The sequence below is a fragment of the Bacteroides sp. AM16-13 genome, assembly GCF_003602705.1.
Taxonomy (GTDB): Bacteria; Bacteroidota; Bacteroidia; order Bacteroidales; family Bacteroidaceae; genus Bacteroides; species Bacteroides xylanisolvens.
Genome location: NZ_QTLK01000004.1, coordinates 242,524 through 260,484, shown reverse-complemented (window position 1 = coordinate 260,484; position 17,961 = coordinate 242,524). Strand labels below are relative to the sequence as shown.

11 protein-coding genes are annotated in these 17,961 nt (G+C 41.6%); 8 read left to right on the top strand and 3 right to left on the bottom strand.

What is annotated here, in order from left to right; genetic code table 11:
* The first annotated feature begins 11 nt into the window (after nt 1-11).
* A complete protein-coding gene (fabF, locus tag DW173_RS04700) occupies nt 12-1,274 on the top strand; it encodes a beta-ketoacyl-ACP synthase II (protein ID WP_008024013.1) in 1,263 nt (420 codons plus the stop codon).
* The gene (gene rnc / locus DW173_RS04695; RefSeq protein WP_008997624.1) at nt 1,240-2,307 is read left to right on the top strand and encodes a ribonuclease III; all 1,068 of its coding nucleotides are present in this window, start codon (nt 1,240-1,242) and stop codon (nt 2,305-2,307) included. The genes fabF and rnc overlap by 35 nt, the downstream gene beginning before the upstream one ends.
* On the opposite strand, the gene DW173_RS04690 is transcribed toward rnc, so the two are convergent.
* Nucleotides 2,249-3,259: an ATP-dependent 6-phosphofructokinase gene (locus DW173_RS04690; protein WP_008024010.1), complete on the bottom strand. Its 1,011-nt coding sequence runs from the start codon at nt 3,257-3,259 to the stop codon at nt 2,249-2,251. The genes rnc and DW173_RS04690 overlap by 59 nt on opposite strands.
* 137 nt (nt 3,260-3,396) lie before the next feature.
* On the opposite strand from DW173_RS04690, the gene DW173_RS04685 reads away from it, so the two are divergent.
* Entirely contained in the window at nt 3,397-4,923 is a 1,527-nt protein-coding gene (locus tag DW173_RS04685; RefSeq protein ID WP_120143902.1) for a GH3 auxin-responsive promoter family protein, read from the top strand.
* Nucleotides 4,924-5,162: 239 nt separating this feature from the next.
* On the opposite strand, the gene mnmA is transcribed toward DW173_RS04685, so the two are convergent.
* Nucleotides 5,163-6,302 (bottom strand): tRNA 2-thiouridine(34) synthase MnmA, encoded by a 1,140-nt coding sequence (gene mnmA / locus DW173_RS04680; RefSeq protein ID WP_120143900.1) that lies wholly within the window; start codon nt 6,300-6,302, stop codon nt 5,163-5,165.
* A gap of 53 nt (nt 6,303-6,355) precedes the next feature.
* On the opposite strand from mnmA, the gene DW173_RS04675 reads away from it, so the two are divergent.
* From DW173_RS04675 to DW173_RS04665, 3 genes are all read left to right on the top strand, one after another.
* Nucleotides 6,356-9,196 (top strand): DEAD/DEAH box helicase, encoded by a 2,841-nt coding sequence (locus tag DW173_RS04675; RefSeq protein ID WP_120143898.1) that lies wholly within the window; start codon nt 6,356-6,358, stop codon nt 9,194-9,196.
* 145 nt (nt 9,197-9,341) lie between these two features.
* Complete coding sequence (locus DW173_RS04670) at nt 9,342-11,948, top strand: DUF4955 domain-containing protein (protein ID WP_120143896.1); 2,607 nt, start codon at nt 9,342-9,344, stop codon at nt 11,946-11,948.
* 21 nt (nt 11,949-11,969) lie between these two features.
* The gene (locus DW173_RS04665; RefSeq protein WP_118220059.1) at nt 11,970-13,910 is read left to right on the top strand and encodes a PL29 family lyase N-terminal domain-containing protein; all 1,941 of its coding nucleotides are present in this window, start codon (nt 11,970-11,972) and stop codon (nt 13,908-13,910) included.
* A 74-nt stretch (nt 13,911-13,984) separates the two neighbouring features.
* On the opposite strand, the gene DW173_RS04660 is transcribed toward DW173_RS04665, so the two are convergent.
* Complete coding sequence (locus tag DW173_RS04660; protein ID WP_049701593.1) at nt 13,985-15,154, bottom strand: ATP-binding protein; 1,170 nt, start codon at nt 15,152-15,154, stop codon at nt 13,985-13,987.
* A gap of 166 nt (nt 15,155-15,320) precedes the next feature.
* On the opposite strand from DW173_RS04660, the gene DW173_RS04655 reads away from it, so the two are divergent.
* Both DW173_RS04655 and cysS read left to right on the top strand, forming a co-directional pair.
* Complete coding sequence (locus tag DW173_RS04655) at nt 15,321-16,133, top strand: Cof-type HAD-IIB family hydrolase (protein WP_004315541.1); 813 nt, start codon at nt 15,321-15,323, stop codon at nt 16,131-16,133.
* A gap of 230 nt (nt 16,134-16,363) precedes the next feature.
* Nucleotides 16,364-17,845, top strand: a complete 1,482-nt coding sequence (gene cysS, locus DW173_RS04650) for a cysteine--tRNA ligase (RefSeq protein ID WP_120143895.1) — start codon at nt 16,364-16,366, stop codon at nt 17,843-17,845.
* Nucleotides 17,846-17,961: the final 116 nt, after the last annotated feature.

The window sequence follows — 17,961 nt, the reverse complement described above, 5'->3', positions numbered from 1 at the left end:
ATTTCATCAATATGGAATTAAAAAGAGTGGTAGTAACAGGCCTTGGCGCCATTACTCCCGTTGGCAATAGCGTTCCCGAGTTTTGGGAAAACCTTGTGAACGGGGTTAGTGGAGCAGGGCCTATTACTCATTTTGATGCGTCGTTATTCAAGACACAATTCGCATGCGAAGTGAAAGACTTCGATGCAACGAAATACATAGACCGCAAAGAAGCAAGAAAGATGGACCTGTATACTCAATATGCCATCGCTGTTGCCAAAGAAGCGGTGAGTGATTCCGGTCTTGATGTCGAGAAAGAAGACTTGAACAAAATCGGTGTTATTTTCGGCGCCGGTATTGGTGGTATACATACATTTGAAGAAGAGGTAGGCAACTACTACACTCGTCAGGAAATGGGTCCGAAGTTTAATCCGTTCTTCATTCCAAAGATGATTTCGGATATTGCAGCCGGACAGATTTCTATCATGTATGGTTTCCATGGTCCTAACTACGCGACTTGTTCAGCATGTGCTACTTCAACCAACGCTATTGCAGATGCCTTCAACCTGATTCGTCTGGGTAAAGCAAACGTAATTGTATCCGGTGGTTCGGAAGCAGCTATCTTCCCGGCAGGTGTGGGCGGTTTCAACGCTATGCACGCACTGTCAACACGCAACGACGAAGCTTCTAAAGCTTCACGTCCGTTTAGCGCAAGCCGTGATGGTTTCGTTATGGGCGAAGGTGGCGGTTGCCTGATCCTGGAAGAACTGGAACACGCTAAAGCTCGCGGTGCAAAAATCTATGCAGAAGTTGCCGGTGTAGGTATGTCTGCAGATGCACATCACCTGACAGCTTCTCATCCGGAAGGTCTGGGAGCGAAGTTGGTGATGAAAAATGCACTGGAAGATGCGGAAATGGATCCGAAAGAAGTAGATTATATCAATGTACACGGTACATCTACTCCGGTTGGTGATATTTCAGAAGCAAAAGCAATCAAGGAAGTATTCGGTGATCATGCGTTCGAGTTGAACATCAGTTCAACAAAATCAATGACAGGTCACTTGCTGGGAGCTGCCGGTGCGGTAGAATCTATTGCAAGTATCCTTGCTATCAAGAACGGCATTGTTCCTCCGACTATCAACCACGAAGAAGGTGACAACGACGAGAATATCGACTATAACCTTAATTTCACGTTCAATAAAGCACAGAAACGCGAAGTTAATGTTGCCTTGTCCAATACATTTGGATTTGGTGGTCACAATGCGTGCGTTATCTTCAAGAAATACGCAGAGTAATATCGTGTTACGTAACGAAATAGATAAGATAAGGCTCTTGTTCCGCAAGGATAGAGAGTCTTATCTTTGTTTTTATCGGATACTCGGGTTCTACCCGCGCAATATCCAACTTTATGAGCAGGCTCTCCTGCACAAATCGACTTCTGTCCGCTCCGACAAAGGACGTCCCCTCAATAATGAACGGCTGGAGTTTTTAGGTGACGCCATCCTCGACGCCATCGTAGGAGATATTGTCTATAAACGTTTTGAAGGGAAACGGGAAGGTTTCCTAACTAACACACGTTCTAAGATCGTACAACGGGAGACTTTGAATAAGTTGGCCGTTGAAATCGGTTTGGATAAACTCATAAAGTATTCCACCCGCTCTTCTTCTCACAACAGTTATATGTACGGAAATGCTTTTGAGGCATTTATCGGAGCTATTTATCTGGATCAGGGGTATGAACGCTGCAAACAGTTTATGGAGCAACGGATCATCAACCGTTATATCGACCTGGATAAAATATCCCGAAAAGAGGTTAATTTCAAATCCAAACTTATTGAGTGGAGCCAAAAAAATAAGATGGAGGTTTCCTTTGAGTTAATCGAGCAATTTCTCGATCACGACAGCAACCCTGTTTTCCAAACCGAAGTACGCATTGAAGGACTTCCGGCAGGAACAGGTACGGGATATTCCAAGAAGGAGTCTCAACAGAATGCTGCCCAAATGGCTATAAAGAAAGTAAAGGAACCCGTATTTATGTCAACTGTCGAAGAGATCAAAGCACAACATTCAGCAACTACAACAGAACCGGAGGTTGAACTTGCAACTAACTCTGAAACAGAATTGGCAACTGAACTTGAGAATGAATTTGAGAATGAACTTGAAGCCGAACTGAATGTAATTCCCGAGACAAAACCGGAGAATGTTTTAGAAGAAAACACCTCCGATAATGAAATTTCTACGGTACAACCTACTATGGAAGCCGAGGAGACTAGCCAAAGCAAATCCCCATGCGACGCCCCTGAATCACCAAATCGTGATCTTCAGTAACTAATTTCAGTTTTCCTGCAACTTCTTCAAGAGGGATAGATGCAATATCGTCCCCTTTTAAAGCTACCATACGCCCGAATTCACCCTTGGCGATCAATTCTGTCGCGTGGCCGCCCATACGGGTAGAAAGATTGCGGTCGAAAGGAGTAGGCGAACCACCACGCTGAATATACCCCAGAACTGTTTCGCGAGTTTCTATACCAGTTTCATATTCAATCTCCTGCGCAATATATTCAGCAGCCCGTTTGCGCCCGTCTGTCCTAATACCTTCTGCTACCACTACAATAGAATAAGGCTTGCCTTTTTTCAGTCTTTCCAGAATCGTATTACCAATATTTTTAATGTCATAAGCAATTTCGGGGACAAGAATCACATCCCCTCCTCCTGCCATACCGGAATACAAAGCAATCCAACCCGCTTTGTGCCCCATCACTTCAATCACCATCACCCTTTTGTGAGAACTTGCGGTGGAATGTAAACGGTCGATGGCATCGGTAGCAATACTTACTGCCGAGTCGAAACCGAAAGAAATATCTGTGCCCCAAATATCATTATCAATGGTTTTAGGAACAGATACAATATTCACTCCCATCGCAGCAAACTTCGCCGCTGTCTTCTGTGTTCCATTTCCGCCGATACAAACGACACAGTCGAGTTCCATTTCCCGGATATTCTGAAGGATTAAAGACGGTTTGTCAACATCAGAGACAACGCCTCCTTTTTTGAAAGGCTTCTCACGAGAGGTTCCTAACATCGTTCCACCCAGATTGAGCAAACCGGAGAGCGACTTGTCTGTAATAGATTCGACATCTTTAGTCAGCAAGCCCTGAAAACCGCTGTGAATACCTACTACTTCCATCCCGTAATAATTGATGGCAGTTTTGCACACGCCACGAATCGTGGCATTAATACCGGGACAGTCCCCGCCGGATGTTAAGATTCCAATTCTCATTGTCGCATTTTTTAGTCTAAAACTCGGGATTTATATGAAAGTCGTCTATTTTTAACGATTATTTCCGTCGTAAAGATAGAAAAAAAAGATAAATAAGTTACTTTTGCACGACTAAACATTATTATGTTAAAGCAGAAATGAATATTACAAAAATTATTAGTAAGACTTTCGATTCCCGTTTAAAACAGATAGACCTATATGCTAGTCAGGCTAGTGAGATACAGCATCGTGTGTTAAGCCGCTTAACACGCCAGGCCGCTCAAACTGAATGGGGAAGAAAGTACGATTATTCCTCTATCCGTAACTATGAAGATTTCCGTAAACGTGTTCCTATCCAGACATACGAAGAAATTAAGCCTTATGTAGAACGTTTGCGAGCTGGGGAACAGAATCTGCTTTGGCCATCGGAGATACGCTGGTTTGCAAAATCCTCCGGAACGACTAATGATAAAAGTAAATTCCTTCCTGTCAGCAAGGAAGCGCTGGAAGATATTCATTACAGAGGAGGAAAAGACGCGGCAGCTCTTTATTTCCGCATCAATCCGGATAGCCATTTTTTCTCCGGCAAGGGACTGATTCTAGGAGGGAGCCATAGCCCGAACCTCAATTCCAATCATAGTTTAGTAGGAGATTTATCCGCTATTCTGATTCAAAACGTAAATCCGCTTATTAATTTCATTCGCGTACCAAGCAAGAAAATTGCGTTGATGAGCGAATGGGAAACCAAGATAGAAGCAATCGCCAACAGCACTATTCCGGTAAATGTGACAAGTCTGTCCGGTGTACCGTCGTGGATGTTGGTACTTATCAAACGTGTTCTTGAAAAGACAGGAAAGCAGGCACTGGAAGAAGTATGGCCTAACCTGGAAGTCTTCTTCCACGGTGGAGTGGCTTTCACACCGTATCGTGAGCAATATAAACAGGTGATTACAACACCTAAAATGCATTATGTAGAGACCTACAATGCTTCGGAAGGATATTTCGGAACCCAGAACGACCTTTCCGATCCAGCCATGTTATTAATGATCGACTATGGAATTTTCTACGAATTTGTTCCATTGGAGGAAGTTGGAAAAGAAAATCCACGGGCTTATTGTCTTGAAGAAGTCGAGCTCAACAAGAACTATGCAATGGTTATTTCTACTTCCTGTGGTTTGTGGAGATACATGATTGGTGATACAGTGAAGTTTACCAGCAAGAATCCCTATAAGTTTGTCATCACGGGAAGAACGAAGCATTTCATCAATGCATTTGGTGAAGAGCTGATTGTCGATAATGCTGAAAAAGGATTGGCAAAAGCTTGCGCCGAGACCGGAGCACAAATTTGCGAATACTCTGCGGCGCCGGTGTTTATGGATGAGAACGCAAAATGCAGGCACCAGTGGCTAATAGAATTTGCTCAAATGCCGGATTCCGTAGAAAAGTTCGCCGCGATACTTGACGCTACGCTGAAAGAGGTTAACTCTGACTATGAAGCCAAACGATGGAAAGATATTGCTTTGCAACCATTGGAAGTGATCGTTGCGCGTCAGGGATTGTTCCATGACTGGCTGGCACAGAAAGGAAAACTGGGAGGACAACACAAAGTACCCAGATTAAGCAATACACGTGAATATATAGAAGCAATGCTGGTGCTGAATAATAGCGCTCATCCGGAAGAATAACCAAAAACCAAAACATAACCACTACAAGTTTTTTCCATTACAGAGGTTACTTGTATAAGGAGAGAGCGTCAAAACAACTCTCCGATTTCTTCCAGGCACGGATTACACGAATTACATGGATAAGTTTATTCTCTTTCCTTGTTTATTCGTGTAATCCGTGCCTTAGTTATATCGATTAGCAAGCTAAGTTTTGTTTTAAAAAACTTGCGTCAGAGCGTTCATCTTCCCAATATATAAGATTACCGGGCGCTGACTATGATTCCTCCTCCTAATAGTAATCCGTCTCCATAGAATGCAGCAGCCTGCCCGGGAGCAATGGCTGTTAATGGTTCATGAAGCTGCACGTGCAGTAAATGATCCGATGTGACGGTAATCGTGCCATGGTTTTCCTGCTTGCGATAGCGTATCTTCACAATTATGTCAGAGCGTCCTAAAGTACGCTCCTGATTTACAAGATTCCAATCTTTCAACCACATTTCTGTTTTTTCCAACGATGAAAGAGAAGCCAATACCACTTCATTCTTTTCAGGATCAATCTCTTTCACAAATACAGGACGATTCAGATGAATGCCCAAACCACGTCTCTGCCCAATAGTATAAAAGGGATAGCCTTCATGCCAAGCAATAAAATTTCCCTTTTCATCGATAAATCTTCCTCTTCTGATCCTGTCAGACCAGGTCTGTTTATCGCTGCCCGATGTCTGACTATTGTTGATTGATGCCTCACTATTACTGACCGACATCTGACCATTTCTGACCAACCAGTCTTTTAAAAAGGTCCGATAGTCCATCGGGCAAAAACAGACACCAATACTATCCTTTTTGGTTGCCACCTTTCGAAAGCCATGTTCAGCAGCCCAGGCACGGGCTTCAGCTTTCGTAATATCGCCCATCGGCAACAGCATCCTATTAAGAATATCCTGTTTCAATCCCCATAAGAAGAAGGTTTGATCCTTATCCGAATCGGCGGCGTATGTTATATAAAAGGTTTCATTTAGTTGTATATTCTGTGCATAGTGTCCGGTAGCAATATAAAAAACTCCCATTTCATCGGCAATCTTAGCAAGCAAAGGCCATTTCAGGTAATTATTGCACAAGGTACAGGGGACCGGAGTACGTCCTGCCAGGTATTCCTGCACAAAATATTCAATAATCTGCCGGGCAAATATTTCACGGGCATCGTATGTTATATGCCGTATTCCTAAACGTTCTGCCAAATTACGGGCATCTTCCAGGTATTCTGTCGAACCATTCAATTCATAAAAACGGAAGGTTACCCCGATTACTTCATAACCGGCTTCCAGCAGTCGCATAGCAGCAACAGAGCTATCTGTACCACCACTCATTCCAAGCAATACACGTTTGTTTTCCTCTATCATGCTGCAAAATTAAGTATTTTCCCGTATCTTTGTCAGTTAAAGCCTAAAAGAGAATGAAAGAGAGACCAACTAACGGACAAGTTATAATCGTTTTCACAGAGCATCCGATACTCGGCATATTACTGATTCCGTATATTGCGAAAAGGCTGAACGATGGCACCTTGCAATTAGTGGAGCAAGCGTTTCACGCCTCTCCGGAAGCTATGAGCATAATGAGCGAAGCGGAAAGACAAGCTATCGATATCGCTTCATACTATACAGAAAAGTATCTGATGGGCCTCTACTCCCGTGAAAAAACAGTATCACGCTTTCTACATAAGCTATCCGAAGATCCGGAACGAATTAAAAATAATATTCGCCCGTTTATCGAAAAGAAGCTGTTGGAGATGCTGGCGTTGATACGGGAAAACGGACTGCCTTTTTATCAGAAACAAGCCGGTAGCAAAATCTTATACGCCCATCATATTTATCATATCAACCCTCACGACGTAGAAATTCGCGTAACGTTTCATGTTGACAGTAAAACGTTCCGTTATCAGTTGCAGTGTTATTATGAAGGGCAACCGTTCTCTTTGAGTGAGTTAAAACCGGTAGTTGTACTGACCTCCTCGCCGACCACTCTATTATTGGGAATGGAGTTATATTTCTTTCCGCACATTGAAAGCGCACGTATCTTACCTTTCACAAAGAAAAGATCGATTAGCGTAAACGCTTTACAGATTGAAAAATACATAGACAACATCGTTATTCCAATTGCGCGTTATCACGATATCGAGACTCACGGTTTGAATATTACTGAAGAAGAATGTGCCTGTGAGGCTGTTCTCTCATTCGAAGATGCCACATACAACGGACAAGCATTGCAACTTGTCTTCCGCTATGGAGACCAGACATTTGCACCAGATAGTGCTAATGAAATGAAGAAAATCATTTATCGGAAAACATCCGATAAAATCGGCTTTTTCCGGCGTAATATTACAGTGGAAGGACAAGCAGTCCAACTCTTAACGAATGCCGGTCTGCAACAACTCAATGCCACACACTTCCAACTATCTGCCAAAGCTCCGGAAAAGACAATTGTCGAATGGGTCAACAATCATCGGGAGATGTTGCAGCAATCCTTTCACCTTACCAGTAATGTAGGGAATGCATTGTATTGTCTGGATGAGATACGCATCGAGCAAAGCTGCGATGATGAGGTTGACTGGTTTGAACTGCACATCACTGTTGTTATCGGTAATCTGCGCATTCCTTTTTCACGTTTCCGCAAACATATCCTCGAAGAAAAGCGGGAATATCTGCTACCTGACGGGCGTATGATTCTCCTGCCTGAAGAGTGGTTCAGCAAATATGCGAACTTACTGGAGATGGGAGTACAAACAGAAAAAGGAATTCGGTTGAAACATGCATTTATAGGTGCCGTACAGACAGCTTTGGGTGAGGATGGAGTGAAAAAATTCCCCGCGAAGCAGCAAATACATAACGTTGCCGTACCAAGAACACTTAAAGCAACGTTACGCCCCTATCAGCAGAAAGGATTCTCGTGGATGGTACACCTCCATAAACAAGGATTTGGCGGATGCCTGGCAGATGACATGGGACTCGGGAAGACGCTTCAGACTCTTACCCTGCTACAGTACATATATAAGCCATCCGCTCCCAAACAACCCGCTACCCTAATTGTAGTCCCCACATCGCTACTTCACAACTGGCGACGGGAAGCCAAGCGCTTTACAGGGCTCTCAATGATGGAATACAACAACACCGTGGCTATAGACAAGAAACGTCCGGAAAAATTCTTCGGTCATTTTCACTTGATCTTTACTACGTATGGCATGATGAGAAACAACATTGATATACTCTCTTCTTACCGTTTCGAATACGTTGTGCTCGATGAAAGCCAGAATATCAAGAATAGCGAATCGCTCACCTTCCGGTCGGCAATTCAACTGCAAAGCAAACACCGACTCGCACTAACAGGTACTCCTATCGAAAACTCATTAAAGGACCTGTGGGCTCAATTTCATTTTATACAACCGGACTTACTGGGCACGGAAAGTGCTTTCCAAAAGCAGTTCATAATGCCGATTCGCCAGGGAAACGAACGCGTACGAGTGCAGTTGCAACAACTGACTGCCCCATTCATCCTCCGCAGAAGCAAGAAAGAGGTAGCTCCGGAACTTCCTGAACTTACGGAAGAAACAATCTACTGCGACATGACTGAAGAGCAGAACACGTGTTACGAACAGGAGAAAAACAGCCTGCGAAACATACTTCTCCAGCACCCTCAAAGTACGAACAGGCTCCATTCATTCAGTGTACTAAATGGCATTTTGCGTTTACGACAACTCTCTTGTCATCCGCAACTCATTCTTCCTGATTATACCGGAACATCCGGAAAAACCGCACAGATAATCGAAACATTCGATACATTACAAAGCGAAGGACACAAAGTCCTAATTTTCTCTTCATTCGTCAAACATCTGGAGGTCTTGGCTGAAGCTTTCCGAGAACGAGGCTGGAAATATGCCCTATTAACAGGAGCAACCAACAACCGGCCTTCCGAAATCGCCCATTTCACCGAGCAAAAAGATGTTCAGGCATTCCTTATTTCACTAAAAGCAGGGGGTGTGGGACTCAATCTTACACAAGCCGACTATGTATTTATCATAGATCCCTGGTGGAATCCTGCCGCCGAATCGCAAGCCATCGCCCGTGCCCATCGTATCGGTCAGGATAAGCAGGTGATTGCCTATCGCTTCATTACACAAAACAGCATTGAGGAAAAGATTCTGCATCTGCAAGATGAGAAACGAAAACTGGCGGAAACATTTGTTGCCGACAGTGAGTCATTGCCTATATTAAGCAATGAGCAATGGGTAGACCTGCTCTAATAATACATAAAGCCTCAATCTATCACAGAGGTGTGTAAAATGTATTATTTCATCGTATTCCTGAATTTTTTTATCCATATACTCTTATTTTATCCGGTTATCTTTGCCACTGTGAAAATTATAAATAACCCGAAATAATAAATGTATGAAAAACAGGAGCATTACCTACCTATTACTATTTGGTATTTGCAGCATGTTGGCAATCATGCAATCATGCCAAAAAACAGACGACCTGGAAGCAGACATCAATTCTCTGAAAGACCGTGTCGCTGCTTTGGAAAAAGCAACGGAAGGACTGAATACTTCATTTGCCAGTCTGCAAGCCCTTATGCAAAAAAACAAAATCATTATCGGAATTACTCCGACTAAAGATGGCTTAGGATATTTGCTGGAACTTAGTGACGGAACAAGCATTAAAGTCATGGAGAGTGAAGCTGTACAAGCGTCTGTCCCTGAATTTTCCGTAGACGAAGAAGGCTACTGGATATATAAAACAAGTAATGATACAGATTTCAAATACCTGCCAGGAGCCGATGGAGAGAAAGTATCAGCATGGCCCCGTGATGGAGAAGGCAATGTGGTGGCAACTCCATTAATCAGCGTATCTTCCAGTGGATATTGGCAAGTGAGCTACGATAATGGACAAACATATACAAGCTTAGGAACTAAGGCCGAAGGTGGAAGTCAGGGAGGAACCAGCATATTCAGTAAGGTAGAATATAATGAAGCAAACCATACTTTCTCATTCACCCTGGCCGATGGTGAAAAAACATATACTTTCCCAGTAGACGACAGCTTCGGACTGATCATTTATGGTCTCAATGATGCTGACAGTGAACAAGCTGTGCAAGTTTTTGCCCCCAATGAGAGCCATAAAGAGTATAAAGTAGAACAGAATGACGTGCAACAAGCTGCAATACAAGCTCCTAAAGGATGGGATGTTCTTTTATCCGAGAACTTATTAACTATCACACCACAAGCAACTGTTGTAAAAGACGTAGAAGAAACAATTAAGATTGTACTTACTTCATCAAAGAATTATATCCGTATTGTTTCTATTGAAGTGAAACAACTTTCCAATGAAACCGGAGCAAAAGCCTGGCAACAATTTGTAAACGCAGATCAACAAAATGTATTATTGGACTTTTCATACGCCGGATATAAACATGGTGAAATAGCTCCTCCTGAAATAGAAACATTAATAGCACAAGGATATAAAGTATACGATGTTACAGATCCCCAATATGGGGCTATCCCCAACGACGGCAAATCTGACAGAGCAGCTTTCATGAAGGTACTGGAAGAAATAGCAAGAGAAACAAAGCAAGAAGATCTCAATAATATGACAGATCGATATATTAAGGAAAACGCTAAAGCTATTATCTACTTCCCAGAAGGGAATTATATTCTACAAGATGAGGATTCTAAGGATCGCAGGATTCGTATATCGATGAGTGATATTGTTTTAAAAGGAGCCGGAAGAAACAAAACAACACTCGAAATGACTGCTGCAAATAATTCTCCCAAACCTACTGAGGAAATGTGGAATGCTCCTGTTATGATGGAGTTCAAACATAATACAGGATTAGGAGAATCAATTGGTGCTATCACTGAAGACGCTCCCATAGGCAGCAAAACCATAACGGCCAGTTTAACAGGAGTAAGTGCGGGCAGTTGGGTATGTCTCGTACTGGGAACCCCCAAGTTGGGAAACACGGATAATGATGTTATTAATTCCGAACTATCGCCTTATCAATGGCAAGATATTAAGGTACAACAAGGCATTACTCCCAATATCAAAACAAATGGTATTCAAATATTCGAATACCATCAGATTGAAAAGATTAGTGGTAACAGTATTACCTTTAAAGAACCCATCATGCATGCTATTAATAAAGATTGGGGATGGAATGTACATAAATTCGCCAATTATGCCAATGTTGGCGTAGAAGACCTTACATTTAAAGGACATGCCAAAGAGAAGTTTATTCATCACGGCTCTGACATAGATGACGGTGGTTTTAAGCTTATCGATTTTGTACGTCTGACCAATTCATGGATGCGCCGGGTTAATTTTGAAAGTGTTAGTGAAGCCATGTCAATCACAAGTTCTGCCAATTGTTCTGCTTATGACATCACTATTGGTGGTAATCGTGGACATGCTTCTATCCGCTCGCAAGCTTCTTCCCGTATCTTTATTGGAAAAGTAACTGAAAGCAGCAATGGCTACACACTTAGAAAAGGAGAAGGTGAAAGCACATTGATGGAATATAAAACAAACGTTGGTCAATATCACGCTTGCGGTGTTTCAAAGCAAAGCATGGGTGCTGTAATATGGAATGTGAAATGGGGAGATGATTCTTGCTTTGAATCACATGCCACACAGCCACGTGCAACATTAATTGACTGCTGTACTGGCGGTTTCATGCATTGGAGACAAGGAGGAGACTCTGCTCAAATGCCAAATCACATGGAGAATCTGACAATATGGAATTTCTATGCAACAAATGTACAAACAGATCAGGACATCGATACAGAAGGTAAATTTACCTGGTGGGATAGTAACGGCTTTTGGTGGAAATTTATGCCTCCTATCATTGTCGGTTTCCACGGAAGTCCTTTAGATTTTGATGCTACTCAAATGAAGCGACTCGAAAGTAACGGAACTGCTGTGGAACCATATTCACTCTATGAGGCTCAATTACGTAAACGTTTGGGATATGTTCCTTCCTGGCTATCCTCTTTAAAATAATAACTTTAAAACAATATAATCATGAAAAAAGTATGGAGTATGTTCATGTTATTGGCTGTATGCCTGGTAGCATGTACCAACATTGACGATTTGGAAGATGATGTAGACGCACTGAAAAAGCGCGTTACCGCACTCGAGACACAAGTACGTGATATAAATAGTAACACAGAAGCTCTTCGCGAACTTTATAATGAAGGAACATTTATTACTAATATAGAGGAAAAGTCTGATTCCTACACACTCACTTTGAGCAATGGAAAAACAGTAAATCTATATATGAAAAACGATAATAACCTGTTATGCCCTATTATCGGTATCGATTCAGAAGGCTACTGGACTGTTCTTTACAACAAAAATGAAACTCCGGAGCGTCTGACTGTAAACGGACAACCTGTGAAAGCTAATGGAGAGAGTGGCAAGACTCCTACATTTAATGTAGATAGTGAAGGCTACTGGCAGGTTAGCTATGATGAAGGAAAAAACTATGAATATATATACAAAGAAGGAACTACTGACAAAGTCAGCGCAACTGGTGACGGTTCCGCTCCGGCAGAAGACAAAAACTTCAAGAGTGTAACAGTAGAAAACAACGAACTGGTCTTAGTACTTGCGGGTGAGGATGCTCCAACCATACGTATCCCTATCATCAGCGACTTTGAATGTAGTTTTGCGGCTGAAGATTTAGAACAAATACAAGAGTTTTCTGCAGGTGAAACGAAAGAATTTACCATGACCATGAGAGGAGTAGAAAATACAATGATTACTGCTCCAGAAGGATGGAGTGCTAAATTCTCTAAGGAAGCTGGAAAAGAAAATGTATTGATTGTTACTGCCCCTGCATCAAGCGCAAAGATGATGACTCGTGCAACAGCTGATAACAGTACTGATGTTGCGATATTGGCAACAAGTGGAAAGTATGCTATGATTGCAAAGATTCAGGTTAGTATTAAGAATCGTACGGATTATAAGGCTATGTTTGAAGCCGGAGAACTTCAGATCGGTGAAGAGACTCTAAATCCTGAAAATTATACAAGTAAGGTAATAGACAGTAATACAACAAGTGATATAAGTAGTGAGTTAGGTGCATCCGAAGGAACAATTTTGTTCCTAACAGGAACAGGTACGTTCACTATCAGTTCCAATAAAGCGATTAGTGCTCCTATCATCATTGTTGGACAATATCCTGACGAACGACCCAACCTGGAATTTGGAGAAACAGCTTATCTAAGTTTAAAGAGTGGTAAACTTCTGTTGAAGAACATCAACATTAAAGCACGGGCCGCAAACTACTTATTTAATAGTCCGGCTAATGGTGATGCCACATTTACCAATCTGACTATTGAAGACTGTAAAATGACCAATATAACAAAAGCTATGTATTACGTAAGTGCTACTACTGTGGGTATTGGTAACATCACATTTAAGAATTCTTTATTCGAATTTGTGAATACCGGCAACATAGCTTTCTTTAATACTACAAAAACTGCTAAACCCAGCATTTTTGGTAAATTAGTTCTCGAAAACAATATCATATATCATAAGACAAGTGTAAATCCTATACAGATATTCAACTGGGCTATAGAAACCAGCACTACAGATGAAGGTACTATGACTGTTAATATTAAGAACAATAGTTTTATTAATATCAAAGGCAGTTATATATTTATCAAAGCAAATAAAGCCAACATCAACTACACAAATAATATTTTCTGTGTATCTTCTGAAAGCACCTTAACTTCATATCTATATGAATTAAAGGATGCAGGTTCTACAGTAAATACAACCGATAACATTTTGTATGATGCAAAGGTGAACTGGAATTATGCAAATAGTGATGTATGTAAACCTGCAAATAATACATTGTCGAAAGAAAGCACTATTCCTTTTACAGAAATTGATTGTATCAACGGGGTTTTCACTAAAGATCCTGCTTATATAAACAATGGAGCAACAATTGAATAAAACTCTTTTACCAGTTTAATAATAAAGCCGTATAACTTTCGTTATACGGCTTTTATTTATCTAAATGTGAGAGCCTAATATCCCATTCCAAACTGCCACAACGGCACCACATTCATAAAGCCTCTTTCAATATCATCCTTCACCACAAATCCTTTCTGTACCTCCTGAATCTGCTTTTGTCCCTTTTTCTTTCCTCCCACCTCAAATGTCATATCATCAATCAAGAAATCAGAAACAGGAGAAGCTACTACATCCGAAAAAATACGGGTCTGGTTCAAGAAGAAAGTCTCCCTGATATTTCCAATATTAGAACTATCTTGAGCCAGACTATATATCAAATTAGTATTATCCAGATAAATTTTATCTACTTTCCCTAACCCGCGTATTCCGCCGGTAGCATCTCTCAACTGCGCAATCAATCCTGCCTCTTCAATATAAAGACAATAATCGGATATATTATTACGGCTCACTTCAAGAATTTTAGCTATATTGCTAAAATTAGGCTTGAACGGCACACTCTTGGCAATGATAGCAAGAAGTTGCTTAAGTTTACGCCCAGTGGAAACATTCATATCAGCAAATTGGGGTATGTCCGACTCCAAAGTCAAATTGATGATCTGTCGCAAACGTATATCAAAATCTTCCTCCAATGCAAAAGGATAGTAGCCTTTCTGCAAATAGTCATGAAAGAGTGGAAGCGGATGCTCCAAACCCGGAATTTCCACTTTATGTGCTACAATATCCTGCAAACTATATATTTCAGAAGGAATACGATGAAATAAATACAAATACTCACGAAAAGAAAGTCCCTGCATCTGATACATGACAGCCCGACGACTCAAATCTGAAGCTCCTTTATTAATATCCAATACAGATGAACCTGTAAAGACTATATTCAATTCTGGATGATAATCGTAAATCAATTTAAGCTCTTTCGACCAGTCTTTATATTTATGAATTTCATCAATAAATAAATGCCTACCACCCATCTTGACAAAAGCATCCGCTAAATCCAGCAAACGATGGCTCGCAAAATAAAAATCCTCGGCTGTCACATACAAAGAATCATTCAAATTCAGACTTTCTTTAATATGTTGCAATACAAGAGTAGTCTTCCCTACTCCTCTAGGTCCCGTAAGCCCTATCATGCGACTATTCCAATTTATCTTGGCATAAATATACCGGTGAAACTCTATATTAGTTTCCCGTATCATCTTGTTGAAATACTCAAATAACTTATCCATATATCATTGATTTATAGGCAAAGATACGATTATTTGCACTATGACAGTGCAAATAGCAAAACAAATTGCACTATCATAGTGCAATTTCATCTAAAACCACATCTTTTCCCCCACCACCTTGCGGAAAAACTTTTTTAATCTATCTTTGCACCCAAAACAACGCTACATGAAATACAAACTTATCGTGCTCGACCTTGACGGCACACTCACCAATTCTAAAAAAGAAATCACTCCCCGCAACAGGGAAACTCTAATACGTATACAAGAGCAAGGAATACGACTCGTATTAGCTTCCGGACGACCTACTTATGGTATTGTACCATTAGCCAACGAATTACGGATGAATGAATTCGGAGGTTTCATCCTTTCCTATAACGGAGGTGAAATTATCAATTGGGAAACAAAAGAGATGGTATATGAAAATGTGTTACCTAATGAAGTTGTTCCGATGCTCTATGAATGTGCCCGTACCCACCAACTAAGTATATTAACCTATGACGGAGCAGATATAATAACAGAAAACTCTCAAGACCCATACGTACAAAAAGAGGCCTTTCTCAATAAAATGGCAGTACGGGAAACAAACGACTTCCTCACAGAGATCACGCTTCCTGTAGCCAAATGCCTCATCGTGGGAGACGCAGATAAACTCATTCCGCTTGAAGCAGAACTTAGTCTCCGGCTACAAGGACATATTAACGTTTTCCGTTCAGAACCCTATTTCCTCGAATTAGTTCCGCAAGGAATTGACAAAGCTCTTTCTCTTGCTGTCTTATTAAAAGAAATAGGAGTAGCACGAGAAGAAGTCATAGCAATGGGAGATGGCTATAATGACTTATCCATGATTAAGTTTGCAGGACTGGGAATTGCTATGGGAAATGCACAAGAACCTGTAAAAAAAGCAGCAAATTACATCACTCTAAGCAACGAAGAAGACGGTGTAGCAGAAGCTATTGATAAGTTTTGCAGTCAACAATAACCAAACATTTATTTTCATGCTGACAAAATTTTAGTTTCTCGGTGAGAAACCTTTGGTTTCCCGTAATGAAACCATTGGTTCCTCGGTGTGAAACTTTTAGTTTTATACCGGGAAACTAATAATATTATCAGTAAAACAACTCAAGAGCTAAAATCAACTCATCAAAGATAGAGCGCATATTCAGATTTTATACTAACTTTGCAGTTCCAATAAAACAAATATAAAATGTTATGGAACATCAACTTACCATTTACAACACCTTAGATAGAAAGAAAGAGTTGTTCGTACCGCTTCATGCACCTCATGTAGGCATGTATGTGTGCGGACCGACTGTTTACGGAGATGCCCATTTAGGACACGCCCGCCCGTCTATAACCTTCGATGTATTATTCCGCTATCTCACCCACCTAGGATATAAAGTACGCTACGTACGAAATATTACCGATGTAGGTCATCTGGAACATGATGCCGATGACGGAGAAGACAAGATTGCCAAGAAAGCACGTCTGGAAGAGTTGGAACCAATGGAGGTTGTTCAATATTTCCTGAACCGCTATCATAAAGCAATGGAAGCACTGAATGTACTTTCTCCGAGCATCGAACCACATGCTTCAGGACATATCATTGAACAAATCCAACTGGTACAGAAGATTTTGGATGCCGGATACGCCTATGAAAGCGAAGGCTCCGTTTATTTTGATGTAGCCAAATACAACAAAGATCACCATTACGGAAAACTTTCCGGACGTAATCTGGACGACGTATTGAATACCACCCGTGACCTCGACGGACAAAGCGAAAAACGCAATCCCGCCGATTTCGCCCTTTGGAAAAAGGCACAACCTGAACATATCATGCGCTGGCCGTCTCCATGGAGCGACGGTTTCCCCGGATGGCACGCCGAATGTACCGCTATGGGACGCAAATACCTAGGCGAACACTTCGATATTCACGGAGGAGGAATGGACTTGATTTTCCCTCACCACGAATGTGAAATCGCACAATCGGTAGCCTCACAAGGTGATGACATGGTTCACTACTGGATGCACAACAACATGATTACCATCAACGGAACCAAGATGGGTAAATCACTTGGCAACTTCATCACGCTGGACGAATTCTTCACCGGTACTCATAAGCTACTGGCACAAGCCTACACACCAATGACAATCCGTTTCTTCATCCTGCAAGCTCATTACCGCAGCACGGTAGATTTCAGCAATGAAGCACTGCAAGCATCCGAAAAAGGCCTGCAGCGTCTGATGGAAGCCATTGACGCATTGGATAAAATTACTCCCGCATCGGCAACTTCAGAGGGAATCAACGTGAAAGAACTGCGCGCTAAATGCTACGAAGCAATGAATGACGACTTAAATACACCGATTGTCATCGCACAGCTTTTCGAAGGCGCCCGCATTATAAACAATATCATTGCCGGTAATGCTACCATCTCAGCCGAAGACCTGAAAGACCTGAAAGAAACATTCCATCTGTTCAGTTTCGACATCATGGGATTGAAAGAAGAAAAAGGCTCTTCAGATGGTCGTGAAGCAGCTTACGGCAAGGTAGTAGATATGCTACTGGAACAACGTATGAAAGCGAAAGCCAACAAAGACTGGGCTACTTCCGACGAAATCCGCAACACCCTGACAGCACTCGGATTTGAAATCAAAGATACTAAAGACGGTTTCGAATGGAGGCTGAATAAGTAATAAGAAAAGAAAGTGCTCAACGCACCGTGCAAATACAAAGAAGACCGGCTCACCACGAACCGGTCTTCTCTTTTTTCATAGAAACATGATAACTAATACCTCTCTTTAAATTCTTG

What these genes read in the sequence shown, in the direction of transcription:
- fabF (WP_008024013.1), top strand. Translation starts at nt 12, where the DNA reads ATGGAATTAAAAAGAGTGGTAGTAACAGGCCTTGGCGCCATTACTCCC.
- rnc (WP_008997624.1), top strand. Translation starts at nt 1,240, where the DNA reads ATGCGTGCGTTATCTTCAAGAAATACGCAGAGTAATATCGTGTTACGT.
- DW173_RS04690 (WP_008024010.1), bottom strand. Translation starts at nt 3,259, where the DNA reads ATGAGAATTGGAATCTTAACATCCGGCGGGGACTGTCCCGGTATTAAT.
- DW173_RS04685 (WP_120143902.1), top strand. Translation starts at nt 3,397, where the DNA reads ATGAATATTACAAAAATTATTAGTAAGACTTTCGATTCCCGTTTAAAA.
- mnmA (WP_120143900.1), bottom strand. Translation starts at nt 6,302, where the DNA reads ATGATAGAGGAAAACAAACGTGTATTGCTTGGAATGAGTGGTGGTACA.
- DW173_RS04675 (WP_120143898.1), top strand. Translation starts at nt 6,356, where the DNA reads ATGAAAGAGAGACCAACTAACGGACAAGTTATAATCGTTTTCACAGAG.
- DW173_RS04670 (WP_120143896.1), top strand. Translation starts at nt 9,342, where the DNA reads ATGAAAAACAGGAGCATTACCTACCTATTACTATTTGGTATTTGCAGC.
- DW173_RS04665 (WP_118220059.1), top strand. Translation starts at nt 11,970, where the DNA reads ATGAAAAAAGTATGGAGTATGTTCATGTTATTGGCTGTATGCCTGGTA.
- DW173_RS04660 (WP_049701593.1), bottom strand. Translation starts at nt 15,154, where the DNA reads ATGGATAAGTTATTTGAGTATTTCAACAAGATGATACGGGAAACTAAT.
- DW173_RS04655 (WP_004315541.1), top strand. Translation starts at nt 15,321, where the DNA reads ATGAAATACAAACTTATCGTGCTCGACCTTGACGGCACACTCACCAAT.
- cysS (WP_120143895.1), top strand. Translation starts at nt 16,364, where the DNA reads ATGGAACATCAACTTACCATTTACAACACCTTAGATAGAAAGAAAGAG.